This window comes from Paenibacillus montaniterrae (assembly GCF_018403185.1).
GTDB classification, from domain to species: Bacteria; Bacillota; Bacilli; order Paenibacillales; family Paenibacillaceae; genus Pristimantibacillus; species Pristimantibacillus montaniterrae.
In genome coordinates, this window is record NZ_BOSE01000004.1 from 456,535 (window position 1) to 481,358 (window position 24,824).

General features: G+C 45.5%; 18 protein-coding genes. 1 reads left to right on the forward strand and 17 read right to left on the reverse strand.

Going from position 1 to position 24,824, the window contains the following annotated elements; all coding sequences use genetic code 11:
- Positions 1-158: 158 nt before the first annotated feature.
- The gene (locus KJS52_RS13590) at positions 159-1,595 is read right to left on the reverse strand and encodes a S41 family peptidase (protein WP_213515985.1); all 1,437 of its coding nucleotides are present in this window, start codon (positions 1,593-1,595) and stop codon (positions 159-161) included.
- 86 nt (positions 1,596-1,681) lie between these two features.
- On the opposite strand from KJS52_RS13590, the gene KJS52_RS13595 reads away from it, so the two are divergent.
- Positions 1,682-2,485, forward strand: coding sequence for a Cof-type HAD-IIB family hydrolase (locus tag KJS52_RS13595; RefSeq protein ID WP_213515987.1), 804 nt, complete (start codon positions 1,682-1,684; stop codon positions 2,483-2,485).
- A 131-nt stretch (positions 2,486-2,616) separates the two neighbouring features.
- Here KJS52_RS13595 and KJS52_RS13600 read toward each other — a convergent pair whose 3' ends face one another.
- The 16 genes from KJS52_RS13600 to KJS52_RS13675 form a co-directional block, all read right to left on the reverse strand.
- Entirely contained in the window at positions 2,617-5,139 is a 2,523-nt protein-coding gene (locus KJS52_RS13600; RefSeq protein ID WP_213515989.1) for an ABC transporter permease, read from the reverse strand.
- Complete coding sequence (locus KJS52_RS13605; RefSeq protein ID WP_213515990.1) at positions 5,136-5,909, reverse strand: ABC transporter ATP-binding protein; 774 nt, start codon at positions 5,907-5,909, stop codon at positions 5,136-5,138. The genes KJS52_RS13600 and KJS52_RS13605 overlap by 4 nt, the downstream gene beginning before the upstream one ends.
- Before the next feature lie 165 nt (positions 5,910-6,074).
- Positions 6,075-8,957 carry a glycoside hydrolase family 10-like protein gene (locus tag KJS52_RS13610; RefSeq protein WP_213515992.1) on the reverse strand — a complete coding sequence of 961 codons (2,883 nt, stop codon included), beginning with the start codon at positions 8,955-8,957 and terminating at the stop codon, positions 6,075-6,077.
- A 404-nt stretch (positions 8,958-9,361) separates the two neighbouring features.
- Positions 9,362-9,835, reverse strand: a complete 474-nt coding sequence (gene fur / locus KJS52_RS13615; protein WP_281425596.1) for a ferric iron uptake transcriptional regulator — start codon at positions 9,833-9,835, stop codon at positions 9,362-9,364.
- A gap of 983 nt (positions 9,836-10,818) precedes the next feature.
- The gene (locus KJS52_RS13620) at positions 10,819-11,877 is read right to left on the reverse strand and encodes a sulfate ABC transporter substrate-binding protein (protein ID WP_213516000.1); all 1,059 of its coding nucleotides are present in this window, start codon (positions 11,875-11,877) and stop codon (positions 10,819-10,821) included.
- Between the two features lie 220 nt (positions 11,878-12,097).
- The gene (locus KJS52_RS13625; protein WP_213516002.1) at positions 12,098-13,162 is read right to left on the reverse strand and encodes a sulfate/molybdate ABC transporter ATP-binding protein; all 1,065 of its coding nucleotides are present in this window, start codon (positions 13,160-13,162) and stop codon (positions 12,098-12,100) included.
- 3 nt (positions 13,163-13,165) lie between these two features.
- A complete protein-coding gene (locus KJS52_RS13630; RefSeq protein ID WP_213516004.1) occupies positions 13,166-13,963 on the reverse strand; it encodes a sulfate ABC transporter permease subunit in 798 nt (265 codons plus the stop codon).
- The gene (gene modB, locus KJS52_RS13635) at positions 13,963-14,766 is read right to left on the reverse strand and encodes a molybdate ABC transporter permease subunit (RefSeq protein WP_213516011.1); all 804 of its coding nucleotides are present in this window, start codon (positions 14,764-14,766) and stop codon (positions 13,963-13,965) included. Before modB ends, KJS52_RS13630 begins: the two co-directional genes overlap by 1 nt.
- 358 nt (positions 14,767-15,124) lie before the next feature.
- Positions 15,125-15,757, reverse strand: coding sequence for a YigZ family protein (locus KJS52_RS13640; RefSeq protein WP_213516013.1), 633 nt, complete (start codon positions 15,755-15,757; stop codon positions 15,125-15,127).
- Positions 15,758-15,885: 128 nt separating this feature from the next.
- The gene (locus tag KJS52_RS13645) at positions 15,886-17,235 is read right to left on the reverse strand and encodes a glucose-6-phosphate isomerase (protein ID WP_213516015.1); all 1,350 of its coding nucleotides are present in this window, start codon (positions 17,233-17,235) and stop codon (positions 15,886-15,888) included.
- Between the two features lie 665 nt (positions 17,236-17,900).
- Positions 17,901-18,446 (reverse strand): DUF420 domain-containing protein, encoded by a 546-nt coding sequence (locus KJS52_RS13650; RefSeq protein ID WP_213516017.1) that lies wholly within the window; start codon positions 18,444-18,446, stop codon positions 17,901-17,903.
- 673 nt (positions 18,447-19,119) lie between these two features.
- Positions 19,120-19,992: an AraC family transcriptional regulator gene (locus KJS52_RS13655; protein WP_246563523.1), complete on the reverse strand. Its 873-nt coding sequence runs from the start codon at positions 19,990-19,992 to the stop codon at positions 19,120-19,122.
- A gap of 62 nt (positions 19,993-20,054) precedes the next feature.
- The gene (locus KJS52_RS13660) at positions 20,055-21,107 is read right to left on the reverse strand and encodes a glycoside hydrolase family 53 protein (RefSeq protein ID WP_213516020.1); all 1,053 of its coding nucleotides are present in this window, start codon (positions 21,105-21,107) and stop codon (positions 20,055-20,057) included.
- Positions 21,108-21,169: 62 nt separating this feature from the next.
- On the reverse strand, positions 21,170-22,012 hold the full coding sequence (locus KJS52_RS13665) for a sugar ABC transporter permease (RefSeq protein ID WP_213516022.1): 843 nt from the start codon (positions 22,010-22,012) through the stop codon (positions 21,170-21,172).
- Complete coding sequence (locus KJS52_RS13670; protein ID WP_213516024.1) at positions 22,009-23,313, reverse strand: carbohydrate ABC transporter permease; 1,305 nt, start codon at positions 23,311-23,313, stop codon at positions 22,009-22,011. Before KJS52_RS13670 ends, KJS52_RS13665 begins: the two co-directional genes overlap by 4 nt.
- A gap of 85 nt (positions 23,314-23,398) precedes the next feature.
- Entirely contained in the window at positions 23,399-24,691 is a 1,293-nt protein-coding gene (locus KJS52_RS13675; RefSeq protein ID WP_213516026.1) for a sugar ABC transporter substrate-binding protein, read from the reverse strand.
- Between the last annotated feature and the right edge of the window lie 133 nt (positions 24,692-24,824).

A 24,824-nucleotide genomic window follows, 5' to 3' on the forward strand; every position in this document is an offset into this window, starting at 1 on the left:
TTATCAACGAGAAAGTCAATCTAATTTGACAAAATGGCAGTTCCTTGCATGCAAAAAGCTGCATGCTCACATGCGGCTCGCTTTTGCCTTAGTGAGTATGCAGCTTTACTATTCCCATTTGCTATAATTTCATGCAGCACTACTGCTTACAGTATCGCTTATTGCGCTGACTGCTGCAGCAGCTCCTCTGCTTTCTTCAATTGAGTATCGTTTTCTGCAAGCTTTGCCCCAATATCCTCGACCATTGCCGCTCCATCCTGTGCCGAGTAAACGCCATCGACAGGAAGTCCTTTGGCTTGCTCGTACTGCTTCAAGGCTTGCTCGGTTTGCTCATCAAATATGCCTTCATCAGATGCTTCATAGCCCAGAACTTGCAAATACTGCTTTAACAGCTCAACATGCTCGCCATAGCTGCCTAGCTTCAACTCGACATCAGACGGAATTCTGTGCAGATTGGCATAGTCTGGCAGCTCAACAACATGAGTTGGCTCTACGCCTACCTTGTGGATGCCGTTGCCGCTCGGTGTCTTCCACTCCGCTTCTGTTAACACGAGCACCGATCCTTCATTAAATGGCTCAAAGCTTTGCACGACGCCTTTGCCATATGAGGTTACACCAACAATATATGCGCCTGCCGATTCCTTTAAGGCCGCGCTTAGCACCTCACTGGCACTAGCAGAATATTGATTGATCAGCACCGCAATCGGTTTATCGAAAACCTCCTGCGCCTTGGAAACATAGCTGGTCGTTCTGCTTGCATTTTTATAGACAACGTCAAGAATTTTCTTTCCTTGCGGAACTAGCATGTTGGCGATCGCAACCGTTTCATCGAGCAAGCCGCCCGGATTGGAGCGCAAATCAATAATCAAGCCTTTAAGCTCGCCTTCTGCCTCAAGCTGCTGCAGCGCTTCAGCAAATTCAACATCTGTATTTTTATTGAAGCGGGTAATCGAAATCAAGCCGAGATCCTGCTCAAGCCGCTCCGAATAAACCGTATGCAGTGGAATTTCCGCACGCTCAATTTCAAATTCCAACACTTCCTCCGAGCCTGCTCTTAGTACCCCGATAATAACCTTCGTCCCTTTCTCGCCTCGTACCTTGCCGAGCAGCTCATTAAAGTCAAGACCTTCAATAGACTCGCGGTCAACCTCAACAATTTCATCATCCGGCTTCAGTCCAGCCTTTTCTGCCGGCATATCCTTTACTAGCGAAGATACAAAGTAGCGTCCATTATCATTTCTAATTTCCGCCCCTATTCCGTAAAAATTATCCTGATACGATTCCACGTATTTCTCACCCTGCTCGTCGGGTAAAAATTGCGAATATTCATCCTCAAGCGAGCTTACCATCCCGGAAATCGCCCCGTTGATTAATTGCTCATCGTCAATATCGTACAAAAACTTTTCGTGAATACGATTATATGAGGCTTGCAGCAGATCAAAGTCTTCCACCTCCATAATGGAGTACTGGCGCTTGGCCCACGCCTGACCGCCAAAAAATCCGCCGATTAAAGCGACTACAATGAGCAGAATAAGGTATTGATTAAACTTGTTGCCTGACTTGTTTTGCTTAGGTTGGTCGAAATGTTGTTCCATCGTTGTTTCTCCTTGTATGTCGGTATGGTTTTCGTTACAATCAAGATTATGTACATGTACAGCAGGCTGAAGGGAGTTTTACGACAATGACTTATCAATTAATCGCCATCGATATCGATGATACACTGCTTAACGATGAGATCCAAGTTACAGAGCGCACAAAAAAAGCGCTTGAGCGCGCCATTGAAGCGGGTGTTACCGTGACACTGGCTACAGGCAGAATGTTTGCTTCCGCTCAACAAATTGCCAAACAAATTGAACTCAATGTACCTATTATCACCTATCAGGGAGCGCTAGTCAAAACTCTGATTGACGGCAAGGTGCTTTATGAGCGAAATGTGCCCGTTGACGCAGCGCGCAAGCTGCTTGGCTACGCAAAGGAGCATGGGCTGCATTTGCAATTGTATGTAAATGATGTATTGTACGGAACGGAAGATAATGCTCGTATTCAGGCTTATTCCAAGCTTTCCAATATCCCATATGTAATCGAGCCTGATTTTGAACAGTTGATTGACAAGCCTAATCATAAAATGCTGATCATTGACGAGCCTGAGGTGCTTGATCATCATAAAAGCATTCTTCAGGACATGCTGGGCGATCAGCTGCATATTACAAAATCAAAGGCGCACTTTTTGGAGTTTATGCATAAGGAAGGTACAAAAGGACATGCGCTGCAATTTATGGCTCAGCATATCGGCTGCACAATGGAGCAAACGATCGCAATTGGCGACGCCTGGAATGATCGTGAAATGATATCGGTAGCCGGACTAGGCGTGGCAATGGGTAACGCCGTACCAAGCCTGAAGGACATCGCTGACTATATCACACTGGACAACAACGAGGACGGCGTCGCGCACGTCATTGAGAAGTTTGTGTTTCAGGAGAAGTAAGCGGAAGTTGATTTAGCAATCATCTCGATTTATCTTATATAGAATCAGTCAACATTTTAAGTAATCGCAATAATAAAAGCAGGTACATTTTCTCATCTTATTCTGGATGAGAAATGTACCTGCTTTTTCATTCATACGTTCTTCATTAATTGTGGTATCGATGCTGAGCGCAGGTCTCGCGAAAGCACCCACGACAGCATATAGCCAAATCCAATCAGTCCTAATACTATACTGCATATAAATATCCAGGAGATTGAAATCATAGGACTTTCCATTGCCAGCAGTAAGGCTCCTGAAAGTGCTATGCTTGTCACGACACCTGTTAAGCTGGCAATAAAGCAAAACCAGCAAATTTGCAATGCTAGCATTCTACGCACCTGGTTAAACGTCAGGCCCATGCTAAATAAGATCGCAAACTCTTTTCGTCGCTGGTATACGAAGGCCTTCATTGTATAAAAAATACCAATTGCACTTACAAGTAAGGTAACCGCAACTATCGAATATAGAAAAATAAATCTTTGATTTGCAAATTCTTCCATCGAGCTCAAAGCTTGTTGTTTGTCGCCGAAGCGGACATTGGTATAAAACGAGGCATACGCCTCTAATTCTTCAAAGATAGCCTCTCGGCTTTCGTTTTCTATGTAAAGAAGCAGCGTGTTCCATTCTCTTGCCCGACTTCCTGCAGGTGACGCTTGGTCAGCACCGATGATAGATTGATTTGCATCTACATATGCTATTTTGTCAATACTCATTGAACCAGGTAAGTATCCTTCAACTATGGCAGCAACTTCAAGATTTCCAAGCTGCTGATCATCATGCTCAGGATCAAGCAAAAGCAATTGGTCACCTACAACAACATCCAGTTCCTTGGCATAATCCTTTGTTAAAACGACGATATTGGATAAATCCTTAGGTAAAGCGGGCAGAAGTCCTTTACCTGCCAACTGCTGCAAATCGCTTTTTTTATAGTACAGATTTACATACCGTTGCTCTTCCTCTACCGCCTTCACATTTATGACCGAAGCCCAGTCATCTTGACTGATTGGTATGACTGTTTTTATACCTTCTATTTGTGACACATCTGATGCCGCATGCTCTGGTAAAGCTACTGTAATACTACTGCTGTACAAATGAATGTCCGCAACAAACTCTTCATTCACAATATTAATGTTTGCTTTTTTGGCAGTATCAAAAACAGTAAAACCAATTACAGGCACGTTAATAGAAATCGCGATTGCCATAATGATTAATACATTTTGCTTAAAATAAAGTGATAAGTACTGAAAAGCAATAATTTTCTCTTTTTGTTTTTTTCGGATAATGCTATTTATCTTAAACGAAAGCCAATGATGAAAAATAGTCGGAAGCAGGAGCCATATTCCGCAGGCAAACATTATGCCTGCAAGTAAATAGAGCAATACAGGGCCTGAAAAAAATAAAATACTAATAATTAGAATAACTGAACCCGATAGCAGCAGCCACGAAAAATTCTGAATCGGCTTTGACAACCCTCTTTCCTTTTCTTTCACCATGTTGCGATGTTGAAGTGGTAGCTGAGAGAAACCACGAGCTAACAGAGGCAACAACAATATAAACAATAACGCCCCATAAATCACCATATAAAATAAAAGCGATCCCCAGTCCATATAAGTCTCAACACTCGAAATAGAAAATATTCGCTCCAGAAGTGCTGAGCTGGACATGCTAAGCAATGCTGCAATAACGACTCCAACAACACTTCCTATCCCAATAACAGCAGCAAGTTGATACAGTATAATAGAAAACAGCTGTTTTTTATTAGCACCGTTACTATGTAAAACAATCATTGGCAGTACAATACTTTGCAGCATGAGGTTAAAGTTGCTTAGGACAATAGCAAGACTGGCAATTAAGGAGGCAGTTATCACAATGAAAGAAATCGAACGCAAACCCTCGGCATTTTGCTTGGCCAAATCACTCTCTGTGACAAGCTGGTAAGCAATCGGCGACTCAATGGTACGTTCCAGTAAACGAACAAGCGAAAGGGGCTCCGAGCTACTGTTAATATCCAGCATTGCCCCTGTAACCTTTCCTTCTAATCCACTAACATCCTGCAGCGCAGACAAATTCATATAAACGAGATCAGGGAAAGAGGTCACATTTACATCCTCAATAATTTCTTTAACAAGCCATTTCTTTTGCTCAATATGAATGAGAGGCAAGGTGACAAATTCTCCTTGCTTAACATCAAGTCTTTGAGCCAAAGTGTTTGTTATAACAACCTCATCACCCGTTAAATCTTCATTAAAATTGTATCTTACTTTGGCAAGCTCGTCGTTTTGCAGACCTATAAGAAACAGCTGCTCTCCTTCAATTGGATTCATTAATACAAATGAAGCAGTATGTATGCCCGAGGTATTCAAAATATGCTGCTGAGCAAGTTGATCAAAATAAGTAAGCTGTCCAAATGAGTCCTTAGGCGGCGTAACGATCATATCTACATTTCCAAAAACATCTGTAAGCTGCTGCTTATAAGATCGATCCATATTCATAAGCAATAACGACATTGAAAGTACTAAGGTCATAGCAACTGTTACACTTGTTATTGAAGCAACCATTCTTGAACGATTGGCAGAAGACAAGCGATAAGCAATACCGAGCACTGACGTTATCATGATGGCCTTCCTTTCATGTCATAAAATGCAGCTATGATTTCTTCCCTTTTCCGGTCGAGATCCAGTTCCTCTAATAGTTGCAACTCTTCCTTAATCATTCCGTCGTGCATAAATAATATCCTCTCACCGTATGCAGCCATCAATGGATCGTGAGTAACCATGATAATGGTCTGTCCAAAGCTTCTCTTAATCTCCACAAGCAATTCCAAAATAGCTTTAGATGTTTCAAAATCAAGGTTCCCGGTAGGTTCATCAGCCAACAAAATCGTTGGCTCCTTAATTAAAGCCCTGGCTAGGGCAACCCTTTGTTGCTGGCCTCCTGACAGCTCATAGGGTCTAAAATCACCTCGTTGTTCAAGAGAAACTCGTTTAAGCATTTGTGATGTTCGTTCTTTTATGCTACTGGCATCTTCTCCATCCAGAATAAGTGGGATTGCTATGTTTTCATTAACTGTCATCGCATCGATTAAATTGAAATCTTGAAATACCACGCCGATTTCTTTTTTACGATATTGAGCTAGCTGCTGAGCATGTTTAGCATCAAAATGGATTTTTTTATCTCGTAAAAAAAGTGTACCCGAGGATGGTTCAATCATCCCGCCAATTATATTCAGTAGTGTAGTTTTTCCCGAGCCACTGGTTCCCATAATAACGACGAACTCTCCTGCATCGATTTCAAACTTCGTTTTCTGTAACGCTATTACCTTATTTGAACCTTGCTGGTAAACCTTTTCAACATCTCCAAGCCTTAAGATGGTATTGCTGCTCATATCCCTTCAGCTCCTATTCCGAATATGAAATTTTTCCCTAATTATCCATTCTAGAATAGTTATCGACCTGATCCTTCCAATCAATTAGCAAAGCCTGCTCTGGCATGGACTGCAACGTCCGCTAGAGCAGGCTTTTCAACTAATTTATTTCTTCAAGAGACTTTCTTAATGTTCATTCTTTACCTTTTTAACGGCGATCGTTGAGCTTTTGCTTGCTTCACTTTCGACATGCAGACGGGATACAGCTGTGATCGCATACGTGTACGTTTCACCAGCTACAGCAGTTTGATCAATGTATAATTGCATATTTTCAGCTGTAGCTGCGACGGTCGTGAGCAAATGCTCGGTTGTTGCTGTGCTCGGCGCCTGCTTTCCTGGTGCACGATAGATTGCGTAGTAGCGCGGCTCCTCACCTTTGTTGCCGGCCTTCCACTTTAACTGAACGCCGCTGCTAACATTTTTCGTTTGGGCCAACATCGGCTGCTTGGGAGCCTCTCCTCCCAGCCAAGGCATTGCTGGAATAAGTGCTGGCTTGGCGTAGGTTTGTTTGATCGCATCCAAAATGCCAAGCGGATTCGCTAGAAAATGATTGGAGCTGAACAAAATGCTGCCTGATACCTGCTTATCCTGATTGTAGCGCAGCTGTGCAGGCAGTTGATCTGGATGCTCCCAAAATGTCGTGCCAACCTTATAGGTCGCATGACCAATATAAAGATGAACATCATGGACTTGTGCGTACTGTTCCACCTCGTTCAGCCACCAGTCTACCAGCACATCGTAAGCAGCCGCATTATAGCCAAAATGCCAATAAATTTGCGGAGCAATATAATCGACCCAGCCCAGCTTAATCCATGTTCGCGTATCAGCATAAATCGCAGAGTAGCTTTCTAAGCCATTGGTAGCCGAGCCCGTCGGGTCACTTGCTTTGTTCTTCCAAATGCCAAACGGACTAATCCCGAATTTCACGTATGGCTTGCTCGCCTTGATTGTTTCGTACAAGCCGGATACGACCATATTGACATTGCTGCGGCGCCAATCGGCTAGGCCAAGTGTGCCGCCGCCTGCCACGTAAGCCTCGTACTGGCTTGCATCATTGAACACTTGAGAAGAAGGATACGGATAAAAATAATCGTCCATATGAATGCCGTCTACATCATACTTCTCTACAATTTCATTGACTGCCTCTAAAATATAGCTGCGCGCTTCCGCTACGCCTGGATTAAAATACAATTTGCCTTCATACTCTACAACCCAGTCCGGGTGCTGGCGTGCAGGATGTGTTTCCACTAAGGCATCCAGCTGATTGTGCATCGAAATACGGAACGGGTTGATCCAGGCATGGAACTCCATATTTCGCTTATGAGCTTCCTCAATCATAAAAGCAAGCGGATCATAATGATCGTCCGGCGCAACCCCCTGCTCACCTGTTAGCCAATGCGACCATGGAAAATATTCCGATGGGAAAAAGGAATCTGCTGTAGGTCGAACCTGGGCAAATACTGCGTTAATGCCGGCTGCCTGCAGCTCATCAAGCAAAGCAACAAAATCTGCGCGCTGTGATGCCGGGTTGGTATCGCCCTTGGCTGGCCAGTCAATGTTTTCAACGGTTGAAATCCACGCGCCGCGCAGCTCATGCTTTGGTGCGCTAATCGCATTGGTCACGACTAAAATTTGCTGAACCGTTTGACCGTTAACTTCAGCACGCACCGTCGTTACTCCTGGCGTAATCGCGGTAATCACTCCTGTCATTGGATCAATCGCGGCAATTTGCGGATTGTCAATCGAGAATGTTACACCTTCTGTAATCGGCTTCTCCCCTTCAATGCGATATGTGCCGTAAACTGTCGCTGTAATCGGCTCACCGCCCACGATTGCCGAGAATACATCCTTAATCGCAATCGAACGAAGTTCTCCTGGCTTTACCTCGAGTTCATAGCTTGTGACAAGCTCAGCACCACTATTTGTTGTAAAGCTGGCTGTAATGGTTGCTGTGCCGTAGCTGATGCCGCGCAGCTTGCCGTTTTCAATCCTGACGATTTCCTCATTGCTTGATACAATCGATGCTGCTGCTGTGACGTCGACCAGTTCATGCTGATTGAATATCGCATAAACAGCAAGTTCAGTCTCTTCTGAAGGAACTAGTGTGAGCGGCCCCTTTATCGCAATCGCGCCTGGCTCGACGAGTTCATCTACAACAGTAAGCACATAGCTGGCAGCTCGCCCATTGTATTGGGCAGAAAGCACTGTTTCGCCCGGAGCAAGCGCTTCCAAATTTCCTTCGCTATTTACCGCTGCAACCTCTGGATTGGAGCTTGATACAATTGCCTGCTGCAATGCGATCACATCCACCTGCTTCGAGCCATGCTTTGCTGCCAGCAACATAGGTGTGATCGTCTCACCCGCCTGCATTGGCCTTATATCGCTCCACTGCAGCTCCAACAGCTCAGAGTTGCCATAAATAAGCGAAATCTGATCAAAGTATAAAGTACCGGCAGTCTTGCTGCTTGTTTCCACATAGTAAATATAATTCAGTTTAAAAGGAGCCGCTAAATTAGTTGGAACATTCGCACTTACATACTGCCATCCATCGATGACAGTCGTCGTTGCAGTAAAGTCAAGCACTGGCTTATTGCCATTGGCGTCCTCAAGCTGGGCTCTAATCCAATGTCTGTACCCTGCACCATGTACCCAAAACCCAATTTTTGAAGGGGAGCCTTCAATGGTGCGACCAGGGGAGTTGTTAGCGCCATAAAACCTCAAATATGCCGCTGACGTACCTGATGATCCTGTAAAATCATAATCCAGCTTTGCAGACGAAAGTCCGTGTACAACTGGGGATGGCATGCTCGCCTGTGAAAGCTGTGCGAAATCCGAAGCCACACTTTTGGTCAAATATACATCAGACATGTCCTCGAAATCCTCAAATACAACATTTGTTGCCGTACTGGAGCTTACTTCCGCTTCTGCTGCAGCCGCCACTGACGAAAGGCCTGCCGCTACTAACATGCAACTTAACCATACTAGCCAAATACGTTTCACTTGCATCATCTTCGCGCTCTCCTTTATGTAGTTTTTCGTTGAATAACCCTGCAAGCAATTTTTAGATTTTTATTTCGAAATTTTATTTCAAAATAAAATCAATTTGTAAAAGTTTATTCAACTCACCAATATAGTAAGGGATAGCGCAAACATTTGTAAACTGTTTTCTTGCACAATTTTTCCACAGCTAAACATTTTGCGTGCAGCAAAAACGCCTTCACCTGTCTTGCAATGCCGATTGACATTGTAAAGACGGTTGAAGGCGCATGTTTACACATTTATGACCTGCATCAGAGCTCGTCATCACCAGCAGTTATTGCTGCAATTGTTACTCATTTACAGCCAACAAAATAAAGCATACCTTTGGGGCAGCATGCTTCATTCTATTTGCTTCGTTATACGTTACGCTTGACTTATGCCGAGCCTTTATGCGTTTTACAGTTATCATTAGGGCAGCTTCTAAAATTACCGATAAAATCAAGACGGTGGTCAATAACCTTGAAGCCATATTCCGCTTCAAGGCGCTGCTCCAGCTCTAGCAGCCAATCATCCTTGATTTCCTCAAGCGCTCCACATGTATGACAAATCAAATGGTGATGCATATGCTCATGATCCTGCCCACGCAAATCAAAGCGAGCAACGCCATCACCAAAATTCATTTTTGCAACGATTTGTAATTCCGCTAACAGCTCCAATGTCCGATAAACCGTAGCAAGCCCGATTTCAGGAAATTTCTCTTTAACAAGCATGTATACATCCTCTGCACTGAGATGATCTTCTTCATTCTCAAGCAGTACACGGACAATGATTTCACGCTGTGTCGTCAATTTATATCCGCTTTCCATCAAGCTGTGTTTTATTTTTTCGATCTCAGCCTGTATATTCATGGTTTCGCCTCCTCAGCCATACAAGGCAAGCTAATCTAAATATTTCTCAATTTAGAATGATTCTAAAATAATGGTATGCTATTTTGCCCAATAAAGCAACAATAAAAAAAGAGATGTCAGAAAATATTTGAATCCTTTCGACTCAAATGCTCTCTACATCCCATTTTCAGACAAAATATGACGTTTCTTCTTGCAAGCCTGTCAGCGCTCCGGAGCAATGCATCCTCCAGTCGCTTTTTAAAGCGTAATGCTTTTATTTGAATTTTTTAAGGTTGCATTACGATGTTAAAGGCAACACTCTTCGTTTTTCAGCGCTCCGGAGCAAAGCATCCTCCAGTCGCTTTTTAAATCGTAATGCTTTCTTATTGGAATTTTTATGGTAGCATTACGATGTTAAAGGCGACACTCTTCGTTTTTCGGATGCTTTGCTCCTCCGCTGGAGCGTTTTTTGAATGCAAGTCCAAGAAGCTTGGACGCTAGTAGAAAATGAGGAGCGCAGCATAGGAACTTGCTACGTGAGCACCGGAATTTTCGCTAGCGTTCAAGATTCGCCGTCGAATCCGCTACGAAGCTACGCATCGTCATCAAAGTCGGATTTTTGAACTTCCCCTTCCAATAAAGGTTCAAAATGCTGGGCTTTCAGGACCAAGAAGATGGCACGCTAGTAGAAAACGAGGAGCGCAGCGTAGAGCGTTGCTACGTGAGCACCGCAGTTTTCGCTAGCGTTCAAGCTTCGCCGTCGAATCCGCTACGAAGCTACGCATCGTCATCAAAGTCGGATTTTTGAACTTCCCCTTCCAATAAAGGTTCAAAAATTCGGCTTTCAGGACCAAGAAGCTTGGACGCTAGTAGAAAATGAGGAGCGCAGCGTAGGCAAAAAGCTACGTGAGCACCGGAATTTTCGCTAGCGTTCAAGATTCGACGTCGACTATGCTACAACGAAGTTACATCGTCATCAAAGTCGGATTTTTGAACTTCCTAATTTAGAGGTTGGCTAATACTTGATACCATATCCCCCTCTTCGAATACAACTCCTCGCGCACATAGTCCCAGCCGCCGAGATAGGAAATATCAAACAAGCCTGTTGGAATGACAAATTGATCCTTTGTCTCCTCTGCAACTGTCTCCTCCACCGGACGGAAGCCATGCTTTACGAAAATGCGCTGTGCTTCCTCCGACAGTAAAAACTGATAGAACGCTTCGACTACTTCTCGATTGCCATGCTGCTCAATATGCTTGTCAACTAGCGCGATTGGATTTTCAATTAGAATCGTATCCTCCGGCACGACAATATCGTACTCCACGCCTTTGGCAATTCTGGCAAGCAGCTCATTTTCATAGGTGACAATGACATCGCCTACGCCATATTCAAAGGCAGCCATTGAGGCACGACCGCTTTTATCGAGCGACTCGACATTAGCATGAATTTGTTTCAAATAGTTTTTCGCGTACTCTGCATCTGGAGCACCAAGCTGCTGCTCCGCTTGCTTGAGCCCAGCGCCATACATCGCGTTAATATCCCACTGTGCTCCGCCTGATGTTTTCGGGTTCGGATACAGCACCTTAACGCCTTCTTTCGTCAAATCATCCCAGCCTTGGATATTCAACGGATTGCCCTCGCGCGTGCCAAGCACAACAATCGACCTCGTTAGCATGCCTTGCTTGCCGAGCTGTCGCCAATCATGCGTAATAAAGCCGGCATCGGCAATCATATCAATATCGCCTTCCATTGCCAAAATCGCAATATCGGCCTCAAAGCCGCCAATAATCGCTCGCGCCTGCGTCCCCGACGCTTCGTACGACTCCTCAATATGAAGCGATTGCCCCGTTTCGGCAGCCCATTTGCTTTCAAATAACGGCAATAGCTCCTGCAGCGCGTCCTTCGCAACAGAATAAGCGCCAACCACCAAGGTCGCTTCGCCTGCAGCGGCTTGGTCGCCGCCACCTGCCTCTGAATTGCTGCTGCAGCCAGCCAATGTGCCAGCCACAAGTGTTAGTGCCAATATTGCAATAAAATATTTATTGATGATTGCTTTGAACACGTCATCCCACACCTTTTCCAATAAAGGTTCAAATTGCTCGATTTTCAGGACCAAGAAGCTTGGACGCTAGTAGAAAATGAGGAGCGCAGCGTAGGCAAAAGCTACGTGAGCACAGGAATTTTCGCTAGCGTTCAAGATTCGACGTCGACTATGCTACAACGAAGTTACATCGTCATCAAAGTCGAGCAATTTGAACTTCCTTTTCCAATAAAGGTTCAAATTAAATATAGACCGGCAATGGATCAACCTTCAAAGGATTCTCCATAATCCAGCTTTTCTCCTCATTAAAGAGATATGCACGATGTATGAGCACCTTGACCTGTTCACCTGGATGCAGCACATCCTTTTCAAGCGAGCGATACGTAATCAGCTTCTGGCCTTCAATTTCAAGCTCAACCATCCATTCACTGCCGCGGAAGTGCAAATGCTTCACACTTGCATCCATCGTAGCAGATGCCAGCACAATTTCACCTGACTTGCCTACTTCTATATATTCGGGGCGAATTAAAGCTTTAATGCCTTCATTAGTCGGCACATCCTCATAGCCTTTAAAGCATTGGATATTGTCGATTAGCGAGGATTCGCCAATAAAGCTGGCAACGAACGGCGTTTGCGGATTTTTGTAAATATCCCACGGCGTTCCTTTTTGCTCGAGCTTGCCTTTGCTAATAATCATAATTTCATCCGCTACCTCAATCGCTTCCTCCTGGTCATGGGTTACGAAAATCGAAGTAATGCCTAGCTCGCTTATCATATCCTTCAACCAGGTGCGCAGCTCCGTACGAATTTTCGCATCAATCGCCGCAAATGGCTCATCAAGCAATAGCAGCTGCGGTTCAGGAGCCAGCGCTCTGGCAAACGCAACACGCTGGCGCTGTCCCCCGGAAAGCTGGTGCGGATAGCGATGCTCAAAGCCCTTTAGCCCTGTCAGCTCGACTAAATATTGAACACGCTCTTTAATCGCCGCTTTATTTTGCTTCTTCACCTTTAAACCGAATGCGATATTGTCGAATACCGTCATATGCTTGAACAGCGCATAGTTTTGAAACACAAAACCGATGCCGCGCTCTTGCGGAGGAAGATCATTCACTCGTTTGCCGTGGAAGAAAATATCGCCTGAGGTTGGTGTTTCCAAGCCGGCGAGCATACGAAGAATCGAGGTTTTACCGCCGCCGCTTGGGCCGAGAAAACCGATCAGCTTGCCTTTTTCAATTTCAAAGCTAACATCCTGTACAGCATGAAAGCTGCCAAATTCCTTATTTAAGTTTTTGACCTCGATATGCATAAATTAATGCACTTCCTTTCTCTTCTTCGTCCACTCCATTAACAGCAGCAGCATAATGGAAAACGCCGCCAGCACAAGCGCAATGCCGTTCGCTGCAACGACATTGAAGTTTTCCACATCCTGATATACTAGCGTAGTAGCAGTCTGCGTCTTGTTAATAATATTGCCTGAGACAACCAGCACGGCGCCAAATTCCCCCAGCGAGCGCGCCACAGTCAATACAACGCCGTACATCACAGCAAAGCGAATATTCGGCCATGTCACCTTCCAAAAGGTATACCACGAGTAGGCGCCCAGCGTCGTTGCCGCCTGCTCCTGCTGATCGCCGATTTCCTGCAGCACAGGCATCACCTCGCGCACCATAATCGGAAACGTAACAAACAAGGTCGCCAGCACCATACCTGGCAGAGCGTATACTATTTGCACGCCCAAATTATTAAACATGGTGCCGAGCACCGTGTTCGGGCCAAGCAGCAATACAATCATCAAACCGCCAATAACTGGCGAAACGGCAAACGGCAAATCTACAATGCTGTTACAGAGCCGCTTGGCAAAAGGTGAAAGCCAGCTAGCCCGCACCAGATAGATCGCAAGCATTACGCCAAATAGCGTATTGACTACGGTCACGATCAACACGATTGTCGCCGTCATTTGCAGCGCATGCAGGGATTGTGGACGCAAAAGCGCATCGGCAAAACCTGAGAAACCATCTGCCCAAGCTCCAGTAAAAATTTTGTATAACGGCAAAAAAAGCACAACAGCAACTACAATATAGGTTAACGTAATCCAGAGCCTTCTCATTATGCCTGACCCCCACGATTAAGCTTATGAATGAACCAAAGAATCAGGAAAGAAATCGAAAGCAGCAAAACAGATACGGCAGCCGCGCCGTGCGGATTATTACTTTCAATTTCACCAAAAATATAAACCGAGGCTACCAATGTTTTGCCTGGAATATTTCCTGCAATTAAGACAACCGCGCCAAACTCGGCAATCGCCCTGGAGAAAGCGAGCATCGCCCCGCTTAAAATACCCGGCAGCATCGTTGGCAAAATAATTTGAAAAAAGGTTCGCGTCTTTGAGGAACCAAGCGTATAGGCCGCTTCTTCCTCCGATTGATCGAGCTCCTCCAGCAATGGCTGCAGGCCGCGTATTACAAAAGGAAAGGTAACAAACATCATCGCAATGACAATTGCCGGCTCATGAAATACAAGATCAAGCCCAAACCATTCATAAAACAAGCTGCTTGGTCCAACGAGCAGCAACAGAATAAAGCCTGCGACGGCAGTAGGCAGCGCGAAAGGCAAGTCTATGACACTATTTAAAATACTTTTTCCGACAAATTCATAGCGCGTCAGTACCCAGCCAATCATCGTGCCCAGCAATACGTTGATCAGCGTAGCAATAGCAGCCAGCTTGACGGTTAGCAGCACAGCCTTCCATGCTAATGGATCGGATAAACTATCTATGAAACTTGCTAATCCTTGCGAGAAGGATTGCGTATAGATCCCGACAATTGGAATAATAATCAGTCCGATAAAATAGATGAACACAATCGTTCGAAAGCTATAGCTCCAGGGTTTGCTGCGAAAAAGAGAGTTCAATCTGCTCTGCCTCCATCAATCAATGATTATTCCCACTTGAATACTAGGTATTTACAATGTATCACTCCCACCTAATGGAAGTCAATGTATTTTTCTCATATATTTTCACAAAAACAAAAACGCAACAGCCCTATGCAAACTGTCCAGTCACCATGCCAAAAACTTCTCAATTGGCAGGTGAATGACTGCTGCAAGCCATTGCGTCATCAACAAAACTATGCATCTTAACTTTCGTTTACTTAAGATGCTTGGTTATATGATTTCAATTGGATATTCTTCGCACATAAAAGGAATGGAACGAACATTCGGCATAATCTGCTCCCTTCAGAGGTTGCATACACGCCCTAGCACGTCGACGTTATTCCCCTTCAATAAAATAACGCTCTTCCCCGACTGTAATGGTCGATTTACCCTGTGTAAAGTCGGTGGCCCAGTCGACAAACTGCTCTGCTTGGTCTGCCTCAGGCAAGCAGCATACGGTTACTTTATCGGTAAAATCTATGCTGCCAAGCCTTGTCCCCCGCCCATGCAGCTCGTTCTCCAGCTTGCCATACCATGTATAGTCGACCTCGATAAACACCTCGCGGTGCAGCACATAAACGATTTCCTCTGCCGCTTCAATTCCCGCTACCGCTCCATCGGTATAGGCACGAACCAGCCCGCCAGCGCCTAGCATAATGCCGCCAAAGTATCTCGTGACAACTACTGCGACATTTTTCAGCCCTTTGTTCTTAATAACCTCTAAAATCGGCTTGCCAGCCGTACCGCTTGGCTCGCCATCGTCTGAAGCCTTTTGAAATTGATCGCGCTCGCCAACCATATAGGCGGAGCAGTTATGCGTAGCCTGTCGGTGCAGCCGTTTAATTTCGTCGATAAAAGCGATCGCTTCTTCTTCCGTTTCTACTGGTCGTGCATAGCCGATAAAGCGAGATTTTTTGATTACAATTTCACGGCTTCCATCCTTGCGCACCGTTCGATATCGCTGCAGCAAAACCATCACTCCCATTTATAAAATAAACAATCCTGCACAACGAAAACCGGAGTTGTGCAGGATTATATTTTCATATGCTTAGTTAAACTTGCATGATGCCGTCCCCTAATGCAGGTGATGCAGATCTATTAGAGACGAGCTTCCAGCTCAGCTTTTTCCTTCTCATAGCCAGGCTTGCCTAGCAAAGCAAACATATTTGTTTTATACGCTTCTACACCAGGCTGATCGAACGGATTAACCCCTAGCAAATATCCGCTTATCGCACATGCTTTTTCGAAGAAATAAACCATGTAGCCAAATGTATAAGGCGACATATCTTGAAGGTTAACAATCAGGTTAGGAACTTGTCCATCCGTATGAGCCAGCAGTGTGCCTTGGAACGCTTTTTTGTTAACGAAATCCATCGTTTTGCCTGCAAGGAAGTTCAAGCCATCTAGATCGCCTTCCTCTGCTTCAATCGTAATATGCTCAGGCACTTCATTCACCTGGATAACCGTTTCAAAAATATTGCGGTTCCCTTGCTGAATAAATTGACCCATTGAATGCAAATCAGTTGAGAAGTCAACAGAAGCTGGATAAATTCCTTTGAAATCCTTGCCTTCAGACTCGCCGAACAGCTGCTTCCACCATTCAGAAACAAAATGAAGGTTAGGCTCATAGTTAACCAAAATTTCCGTAACTTTGCCTTTGCGATACAAGCTGTTGCGAATCGCTGCATATTGATATGCTTCGTTTTCCGCTAGCTCTGGCTTGCTGTATGCTACAGAAGCGTCGGCAGCGCCTTGCATCATCGCGTCGATGTCGATGCCTGCTACAGCAATTGGCAGCAAGCCTACAGCTGTAAGCACAGAATAACGGCCACCAACATCATCAGGGATAATGAAGGACTCATAGCCTTCAGCTGTTGCCAACGATTTTAATGCACCTTTTGCTTTATCTGTTGTGGCATAAATGCGCTTGCGAGCTTCTTCCTTGCCATACTTTTTCTCAAGCTCAGCACGGAAAATACGGAAAGCAATCGCAGGCTCAGTTGTTGTTCCTGATTTGGAAATAACATTGATCGACCAGTCGCGGCCTTCAATCAGTTGCAGCAAATGCTTCACATATGTAGAACTGATATTATTGCCGGCAAACAATACTTGCGGCGTTTTACGCTGCTCTTTCGTTTGCAGATTATAGAAGGAATTGGACAGCATTTCAATTGCTGCTCTTGCGCCAAGATAAGAACCGCCAATACCGATCACGATCAATACTTCAGAATCGCCTTGAATTTTTGCAGCGGCTTGCTTGATGCGTGCAAACTCTTCCTTGTCATATTCTGTCGGCAAATTGATCCAGCCTAAATAATCAGAGCCTGCGCCTGTACCATTATGAAGCTGCTCATGCGCAACACGTACCTGCTCTGCAAAATAATCAATCTCGTGCTGACCTACAAAGCCAAGCGCTTTGCTATAATCGAATTGAACTGTATTTCCCATGGTTTCTACGACCTCCAACATTTCAGAAGATAGCTTCTTCTCTATTTAACACTTTTAATTAAGGATATCGAATTTGTACCGTAAACACAAGTGGGGGAGGTATAATAACTATTTAGACCTACCACAAACCCCCTCTATATAGCGGTAATTCAAAATTCTCGACTTTGATGACGATGCGATTGCGTTGGGGATTACTCGACGTCGAATCTTGAACGCTAGCGAAAACTCCGGTGCTCACGTAGGTCTTATCTACGCTGCGCTCCTTGTTTTCTAGTATCATCCCATCTTCTTGGTCCTGAAAGCCCGATTTTAAACCTTTCATTGGAATTGGAGGGTTTAAAACCGGACTTTGATGACGAGGTTGTGCGTTATAGCTTATTCGACGGCGAATCTTGAACGCTAGCGAAAGCTTATGCTTCCGTTATATGTTTCCTGCGGAAACATTGGAGGTGCTCACGTAGCTTTTGCTTACGCTGCGCTCCTCGTTTTCTACTAGCATCCAAGCTTCTTGGACTTGCATTCAAAAAAAGCTACAGCGGAGGAGCAAAGCATCCGGAAAACGAAGTGGGTCGCCTTTAACATCGTAATGCAAACTTAAAATTAAAATAAAAGCATTACGATTTAAAAAGCGACTGGAGGATGCTTTGCTCCGGAGCGCTGAACCATCAATAATATGGCGAAATCATGAGGTAGACGATTACGCCTGTCAAGCTGACATATAGCCAGATCGGCATCGTCCAGCGGGAAATTTTGCGGTGTTTTTCGATTTGATTGGTCATGCCTCTAATCGCTGAAAACAATGCAAATGGAACGACAGCGGCTGCCAGCACGATATGTGTGATCAGCACGAAGAAATAAATGTAGCGCAGCACGCCTTCGCCGCCATAGGATGTGGACTCTGTTAAGTAGTGGTAGGTTACATACGATACAAGAAACAGCGTCGTTGTAACAAATGCAACTCCGATAAAGGTTTTGTGCATTTTAATATTTTTCTTTTTAATCGCAATTAATGCAGTTAACAGCGCCAAAAACGTAAAGCTGTTAAAGATCGCATTCAGCATCGGCAATATTTTTACGTCAAAGCCGATTTCTCCATCATATGCCGGAAGGAAAAACAAAATTGTGATCAATGCGACAATAATGACCGTTAGCGTCATAACGAGCGCCGTGTAATTTTTCTCTTTCATTAGCTCGATTAACCTCCTAAACATTTCGTAGGCATGTTAGCTGCCGGACAACCGCTTCCATTGCTTGAGCAGCGGGCATTCGCCTTCATTTTTGCCTGGGGCGTGTCTCAGAACTCCGAGGACACTGAGCGGGTTTTCAGACACGCCCAAGCTCTCTTTCATACTTTAGCGCATAATAACGAACTGTACCACAACAATATTGACGCTTTTGTAACAGAAAACCGACGTTTTTATGGAGCAAGACTATGTTAAACTTTATGTATGGCTTTTCTCATTAATCTAATACATACAAGGGGTGAACCGATGAAATGGAATAAAATTGTTAGCTTAATAATAGGATCTGTCACTTCACTTGTATGCCTGTCGTTTTCAATTAATCTTGCCCTTGGTTCAGGTAAACTAACCATGTTTAATCTTTGGTTTTTCATAATACCAATAATGATTGCTTTCGCAGGGTCTCTTCTTTCCAAGCGATTACTAATATTGATTTCAATGGTTTGGTTAATACCATCGGCAATGTACTTAAGCTTTGGAGTGCTGTATATTTTCGCATATGCAGTTAGTTTAATCTTGCTTTATATCAAGCAGCAACCCAACAATTCATTGAAATGACTTTTCAAGAGATTTAACAGTGTCTTTAGCAAAAATGCTAGCCTCGCTCATTTGACAGAACGAAGCTAGCATCGTTTAAGCTTATTCACTTATAGTGCTCGTCCAGCTCTAACGGCTGCTGCTCAGCATGGTCGGCAGTCTGATGCAGCTCGCGGTATTTGCCTGGCGTAATGCCTTCTTTTTTGCGAAAGGTTGCCACGAAATGGCTCACATCGTTAAAGCCCGTCTGCTCGGCAACCTCGCGCAGCGCACGCTGCGGATGCTGCAATATAATGCGCTTTGCTTCTCGCAGCCGCAGCTGAATCAGATACGAATACGGGCTCATATCGAAGGCATGCTGAAACAGCTCATGCAGCCCGTTAATGCCGATGCCAGCATAATCCGAAATTTCCTGCAGTCCGATATTGTCCGCCATATGCTGCTCCATCCAGCTTACGATTGGCTGCAGCCTGCGGTAATATTGCGACAGCGACGGCTGATTGTTCAGCATCCCGAATTTGCGAAGCTGCATTAAAAAATTGTACAGCTCGCTCGAAGCCTCCATATTGGAATGCGAATCGCTGCTTGCAATTCGCTCTAACAGATCATTAAACAAAATTCCAAACTGCTGGTCATCGGACTCCTCATAGAAGGTAGAGCGGTCCATCTCCAAAGCCTTCATGATCGCTGTTGCCGCCGCGCCGCCAAATGTGATGTAAATGGTAGACCAGCGCTCGGAAGTCGGATAATAGCTATGCGGAGTGAACGGCGTCAGCAGCACGCCCTTGCCCTTGGACAGCATAACAGACTCCCCGTGCAGCTCAAAGCGTCCTTCCCCATCCAGCGTATGCAGCCAGTGATAATAAGGATAGCCTTCCGGACGCTGAAAAATTCGTTCCCAGGCGCTATAGCCGATCGACTCCAGGTAAAGCGGCAGCGACCGTTCCATTGACGAAAATACGTATCGAATATTTTCCATTCCCCACTCCAAGAGCTATCACCACCTTAGCGTTGATAACTCTCATTATGCATGATTAGCGATTATTTTTCCAGAAATGCGTTAAGCGAATCGAGCTTGTTGCCTTTATAATCGAATAAGGTTAAATTAGACCAGTTATTTTCATGACCTACAGACCAGGTTGGCTTGGAAGGAATCCAGCATGGCTCCCAGTAATAGAAGCCGAGGCCCAGTCCATCCGGCACCGCCTTGATGCGCTTGGTCAGCTCAAGCAGCCATTGGCGTTGTCCTTCCACAGTAGGCGGGAAGCCCGGATAGATCCATTCTTCCTTGTTAAAAATAAGAGGCTGTTCGTCTGGCGGTGTCATCGTCCATGGATAAGCCACCTCGACTACTACAATCGGCTTGCGGTAGCGTTTGGCCAAATCGGCCATATTGTCGGAAAACTCCTCCAATGTGCCATGCCACCATGAATAATAGGATAAGCCGATAATGTCGTAATCAATGCCCAGCGCAACCAGCTTGTCGTAGAAATATCGACTGCCTTCGTTATCTCCGCCGCGATCAATATGAATCATTACGGGAATTGCTGCATCTCCTGCTGCTGCAGCCGCCTGTACGCCGCGAATGCCAGCGGCGATCAGCTGCCCCAGCTTCTCCCATTGCTCTGGCGTATTATGCTCGCCATCGACGCGTCCTTCGCCCCAAATCATGCCGTTTGTAATTTCGTTGCCGACCTGAACCATATCAGGCGCCGTTCCCTGCGCAATAAGCTGTTCGATAAAGGATGCTGTAAACTGCTCGACCGCCTGAACCAGCTCCTCGAAGCTAAGCTGCTCCCACGCTTTCGGCATATACTGCTTGGAAGGGTCAGCCCAATAATCGGAATAATGAAAATCGAGCAGAAAATGCAGCCCTTTTTCCTTGATCCGCTTCGCCATCATCAATGTTTTTTGCGGATTGCAGTAGTCGAACTCCGGATTGTTCCAAATGCGCAAGCGTGCGGAATTAACGCCGCTGTCCTGCAAAATGTCCAGCACATCGCGCTGCACGCCATTTTCATAGTACGCACCGCCTTCCGCTTCAATTTCGTCAACGAATGAAATATCTGCGCCTTTAATAAATTCAATAGTCATAATTCATTAGCTCCTTTTATCGTAAATGTTGAGAGATACGCCCCAGGGCGTGTATGCAGCCCCTAGCCCTTTGTGCCGCCTGCAGAAAGCCCGGATATAAAATACTTTTGCAGGAACAAGTAGATCGCGGCAATCGGCACAGCGATCAAGATCGCCCCGGCCGTAAACACGGTGAAATTGCTGGAGTATTTCTCCGTTACAAAATTGTACAAGCCAACTGCCAGCGTATATTTGCTCTTATCGTGCAGGATGATCGACGGCAAAATAAAATCAAAGATCGGCAGCATAAAGTTGGTCAGCGCCACAATTGCCAATATCGGTGTAATTAACGGCAGCAGAATTTGTACAAATATACGGATTGGGCCTGCTCCATCGATTTTAGCCGCGTCGTCCAGCTCGCGAGAAATCGTATCAAGATAGCCTTTGACCAGCCAGGCGTTGAACGGAATTTGCCCGCCCACATAGATCAGAATCAAGCCTAGCAGCGTATTAAGCAAGCCGATCAAATTCAAGAAAATATACAGCGCCACCATCGCCATCATGACAGGAAACATTTGCAGCAGCAAAAAGGCATACATGCCGCTTTTTCTGCCGACAAATTGGAAGCGCGACAGCGCATAGGCCGTCATTGAAGTGAAAATAATCGACAGCAAGCAGCTGACCGAAGAGACGATCAGCGTATTTTTGTACCATGTGACATAGTTGCTTTCCGGGCTTGTAAATAGCCAGCGGTAATGCTCCAGTGTAGGCTCCTTCGGTATAATGCTGGAGGAGTAAAGACTCGTTCCAGTGTTGAAGGAAAGACCAAGCGCCCAGGCAAGCGGATAAAAAATAATGATCGACATGACGATAATGATGCCGTATATGCCTGCAACCTCAAGCTTGGATTTCAATCGATGATTCATGATTGATCACGCTCCTCCTTGAACGACTTCGTACGTCTGAATTGGAAGAAGGCAAACACAATGACAATGACGCCAATAATGAGCGAGATGGCAGCCGCCATATTGTAGTTGTTCGTCGTAAAGGTCAGTTTGTACACCCACGAGATGAGAATGTCGGTTCCTCCTGCCGTTTGTCCGCGCACCGCCGGGCCTCCGCCGTTGAACAAATAAATAATATTGAAGTTGTTGAAGTTTGCCGTATATTGAATGATCAACAGCGGCGCTGTTGCAAACAGCACATGCGGCAGTGTAATGTAGCGGAACTTTTGCCATCTTGTGCCGCCATCAACATCGGCAGCCTCATACGCATCATGCGAAATGCTTTGCAGCACCCCTGTGAAAAGAGCGAATAGAAACGGAAAGCCAAGCCAAACCTGAATGCTGATCAAGGCGAGCTTCGTATAGAGCGGATCGGTCAGCCACGGCAGCGGATCTATGTTGAGCCAGCCCAGCAGCGTGCGATTGATGGCGCCAAACTGGTCATTGAACAACGCCGAAAATATCATTATCGTAACAAAGTTGGGGATCGCCCATGGCAAAATTAAAATCGTACGAATCAAGCGCTTGAATTTGATGCGCTTGTCGTTCACTAACACAGCAAGAAACAGCCCCAGGCCAATTTGCAGCGTCGTCGAGACAATCGTCCATACGAGCGTCCACGACAGCACTTTAAGGAACGACTGATTCCAGATCGGCACTGTGACCAGATTGACGAAATTGTCAAAGCCGACCCAATCAACCAAATTGCGCGGCGGCGAATGGTATAAATCATAGTTGGTAAACGCCAGCGAAATCGCAAACAGCAGCGGAAAGATGACGACAAATATTAACAGAATAAAGCCCGGCACTGACAATAGGTACGGGAAACTGTTCATATAAGCCTGCTTGATTGCTTCTCTAAGCGGCGGCCGCTTCCAGCCGTTGCGAATTTGCTCGGCCTGCCGCTTTGCATCGCGAATGTTGATCACATAGATCAAGGCTGCAATCGCCAGTATAATGAGCGACAGAATGCCATATACCAGCAAAAAAATCGAATGATCCAGCTTCGGAATTGTGCCAAGTGTCGCAATCCCCCACAAGCCAAGCCCGATAAAATCAGCAAATGTAATAATGAAAGCCAGCTCAATAACAATGAATACAATCCCTTTTATATAGCTGCGATTGTACAGTTGTCCCAAGCCCGCAAATAAAATCGACAGCAGCATTGCCAGCCACGGACGATGAGTCTGATGGCGCAGCGCAGACTGCGGTTGCTCTTCCATAGCAATCTTCCTCCTCTTCAAGCTGCTCGTGCTCGCATGATGGTTGAAGGGGAGTCATGCTCGACTCCCCTTGGCAAAAGGCATGCTATTGTCCTGAAGCAGCAATTTGATCTTTAATTTGCTGAGTCGTTTCATCTAGTACCTCTTGCGGGTTATCTCCCTGTACAATAAAGTCAATTGCACTATCCATGTTCCATACTGCGCTCATCTCAGGGATATTCGGCATCGGCATCCCACTTTCGATTTGATCGACAAAGCCGCTGTACAGCTCATTGTCAATCGCTTGCTGCGCATCTGGCGAAGCCGGTATTTCGCCTGTTTTCGCATAGTACAAATTCGAGCTGTCCGCATTTGTCAAGTATAAAGCCAGCTCCTTGGCCCAAGTCGGATGCTCGGAGTAGGAGGAAATAAACCATGATTTCACACCAACAAAGGACGGTGCTGCTTTGCCATTGACCGTTGGAATCGACGCTGTACCCAGCTGATCGCCAAGCTTGTCGGCATAGTTTTTCATCGCCCACAGGCCGTTCATGACGATGCCTACCTTGCCTTCCAGGAACAGTGTATCCATAACATCAATCGTCATCGTAGCAGGTATGCCTGTATCCTTGACGAATTGCGCATAGGCGGTCATCCCTTGCACCGCTCCTTCATTGTTCAAGCCAAGATCGGACGGATCATATTTGCCATCTGCTTCACCGAAAATGTAGCCGCCGTAATTCGTAATAAACGGAATGGAGTAGTAGAAATCCGGCACCATCAGAAATGCGTACTTATCATTGGCCGCATCTGTCAGCTCAGCGGACAAAGCCGCTACCTCCTCCAAGGAAGCGGGAAGCTGATCGACCAACGCTTTATTGTAATAGACCGCATACGTTTCTACAGAAATCGGGAAGCCGTACGTTTCTCCTTCATATTGCACAGCATTCAATGCCGCCTCGCTATACTGCGCCTGCTCTTGTTCACTTAATGCGACAGGATCAGCAAGCCCCTGCACGACGATATCGCCCAGCCGATCCTGCGGCTGATAGAACAGATCCGGACCGTTGCCCGCCGGAGCTGCCAACGCCAGCTTCTGCACTTGCTCAGAGCCGCTTACAGGCACAATCTCTACTGTAATCCCTGTTGCTTGGGTATAGCCTTGCGCCAGCTGCTCTACGGCCGCCAGCTGATTTGGATCATCATTGGACCATACCACCAGCTTATCCGGCTTCTCCGTTTCCGTTTTCCCTTGATTTTGACCTTCATTGTTCGCCGTGCCATTGCTATTTTCGCCGCTGCCAGCATTATTGCTGCCTGGCACTTCTCTATCGGGCGCGCAAGCCGTTAATGCTATCGCAACTACAACAGTCATCATCCACATCAATGTCTTTTTCATTGCATTTCCCCCTCAATCTTCGTCTTATTCATGCTTGTTGTTGCTTCATTAAAATTATAGAACGCTTTCAAAGCGGTTTATATATAATAAAAGTTTGCTGCAAATATAATAATTTTATTGCCATTGTAAAAAA

What these genes read in the sequence shown, in the direction of transcription:
- KJS52_RS13590 (WP_213515985.1), bottom strand. Translation starts at nt 1,595, where the DNA reads ATGGAACAACATTTCGACCAACCTAAGCAAAACAAGTCAGGCAACAAG.
- KJS52_RS13595 (WP_213515987.1), top strand. Translation starts at nt 1,682, where the DNA reads ATGACTTATCAATTAATCGCCATCGATATCGATGATACACTGCTTAAC.
- KJS52_RS13600 (WP_213515989.1), bottom strand. Translation starts at nt 5,139, where the DNA reads ATGATAACGTCAGTGCTCGGTATTGCTTATCGCTTGTCTTCTGCCAAT.
- KJS52_RS13605 (WP_213515990.1), bottom strand. Translation starts at nt 5,909, where the DNA reads ATGAGCAGCAATACCATCTTAAGGCTTGGAGATGTTGAAAAGGTTTAC.
- KJS52_RS13610 (WP_213515992.1), bottom strand. Translation starts at nt 8,957, where the DNA reads ATGATGCAAGTGAAACGTATTTGGCTAGTATGGTTAAGTTGCATGTTA.
- fur (WP_281425596.1), bottom strand. Translation starts at nt 9,835, where the DNA reads ATGAATATACAGGCTGAGATCGAAAAAATAAAACACAGCTTGATGGAA.
- KJS52_RS13625 (WP_213516002.1), bottom strand. Translation starts at nt 13,162, where the DNA reads ATGCATATCGAGGTCAAAAACTTAAATAAGGAATTTGGCAGCTTTCAT.
- KJS52_RS13630 (WP_213516004.1), bottom strand. Translation starts at nt 13,963, where the DNA reads ATGAGAAGGCTCTGGATTACGTTAACCTATATTGTAGTTGCTGTTGTG.
- KJS52_RS13645 (WP_213516015.1), bottom strand. Translation starts at nt 17,235, where the DNA reads ATGGGAAATACAGTTCAATTCGATTATAGCAAAGCGCTTGGCTTTGTA.
- KJS52_RS13650 (WP_213516017.1), bottom strand. Translation starts at nt 18,446, where the DNA reads ATGTTTAGGAGGTTAATCGAGCTAATGAAAGAGAAAAATTACACGGCG.
- KJS52_RS13655 (WP_246563523.1), bottom strand. Translation starts at nt 19,992, where the DNA reads ATGGAAAATATTCGATACGTATTTTCGTCAATGGAACGGTCGCTGCCG.
- KJS52_RS13660 (WP_213516020.1), bottom strand. Translation starts at nt 21,107, where the DNA reads ATGACTATTGAATTTATTAAAGGCGCAGATATTTCATTCGTTGACGAA.
- KJS52_RS13665 (WP_213516022.1), bottom strand. Translation starts at nt 22,012, where the DNA reads ATGAATCATCGATTGAAATCCAAGCTTGAGGTTGCAGGCATATACGGC.
- KJS52_RS13670 (WP_213516024.1), bottom strand. Translation starts at nt 23,313, where the DNA reads ATGGAAGAGCAACCGCAGTCTGCGCTGCGCCATCAGACTCATCGTCCG.
- KJS52_RS13675 (WP_213516026.1), bottom strand. Translation starts at nt 24,691, where the DNA reads ATGAAAAAGACATTGATGTGGATGATGACTGTTGTAGTTGCGATAGCA.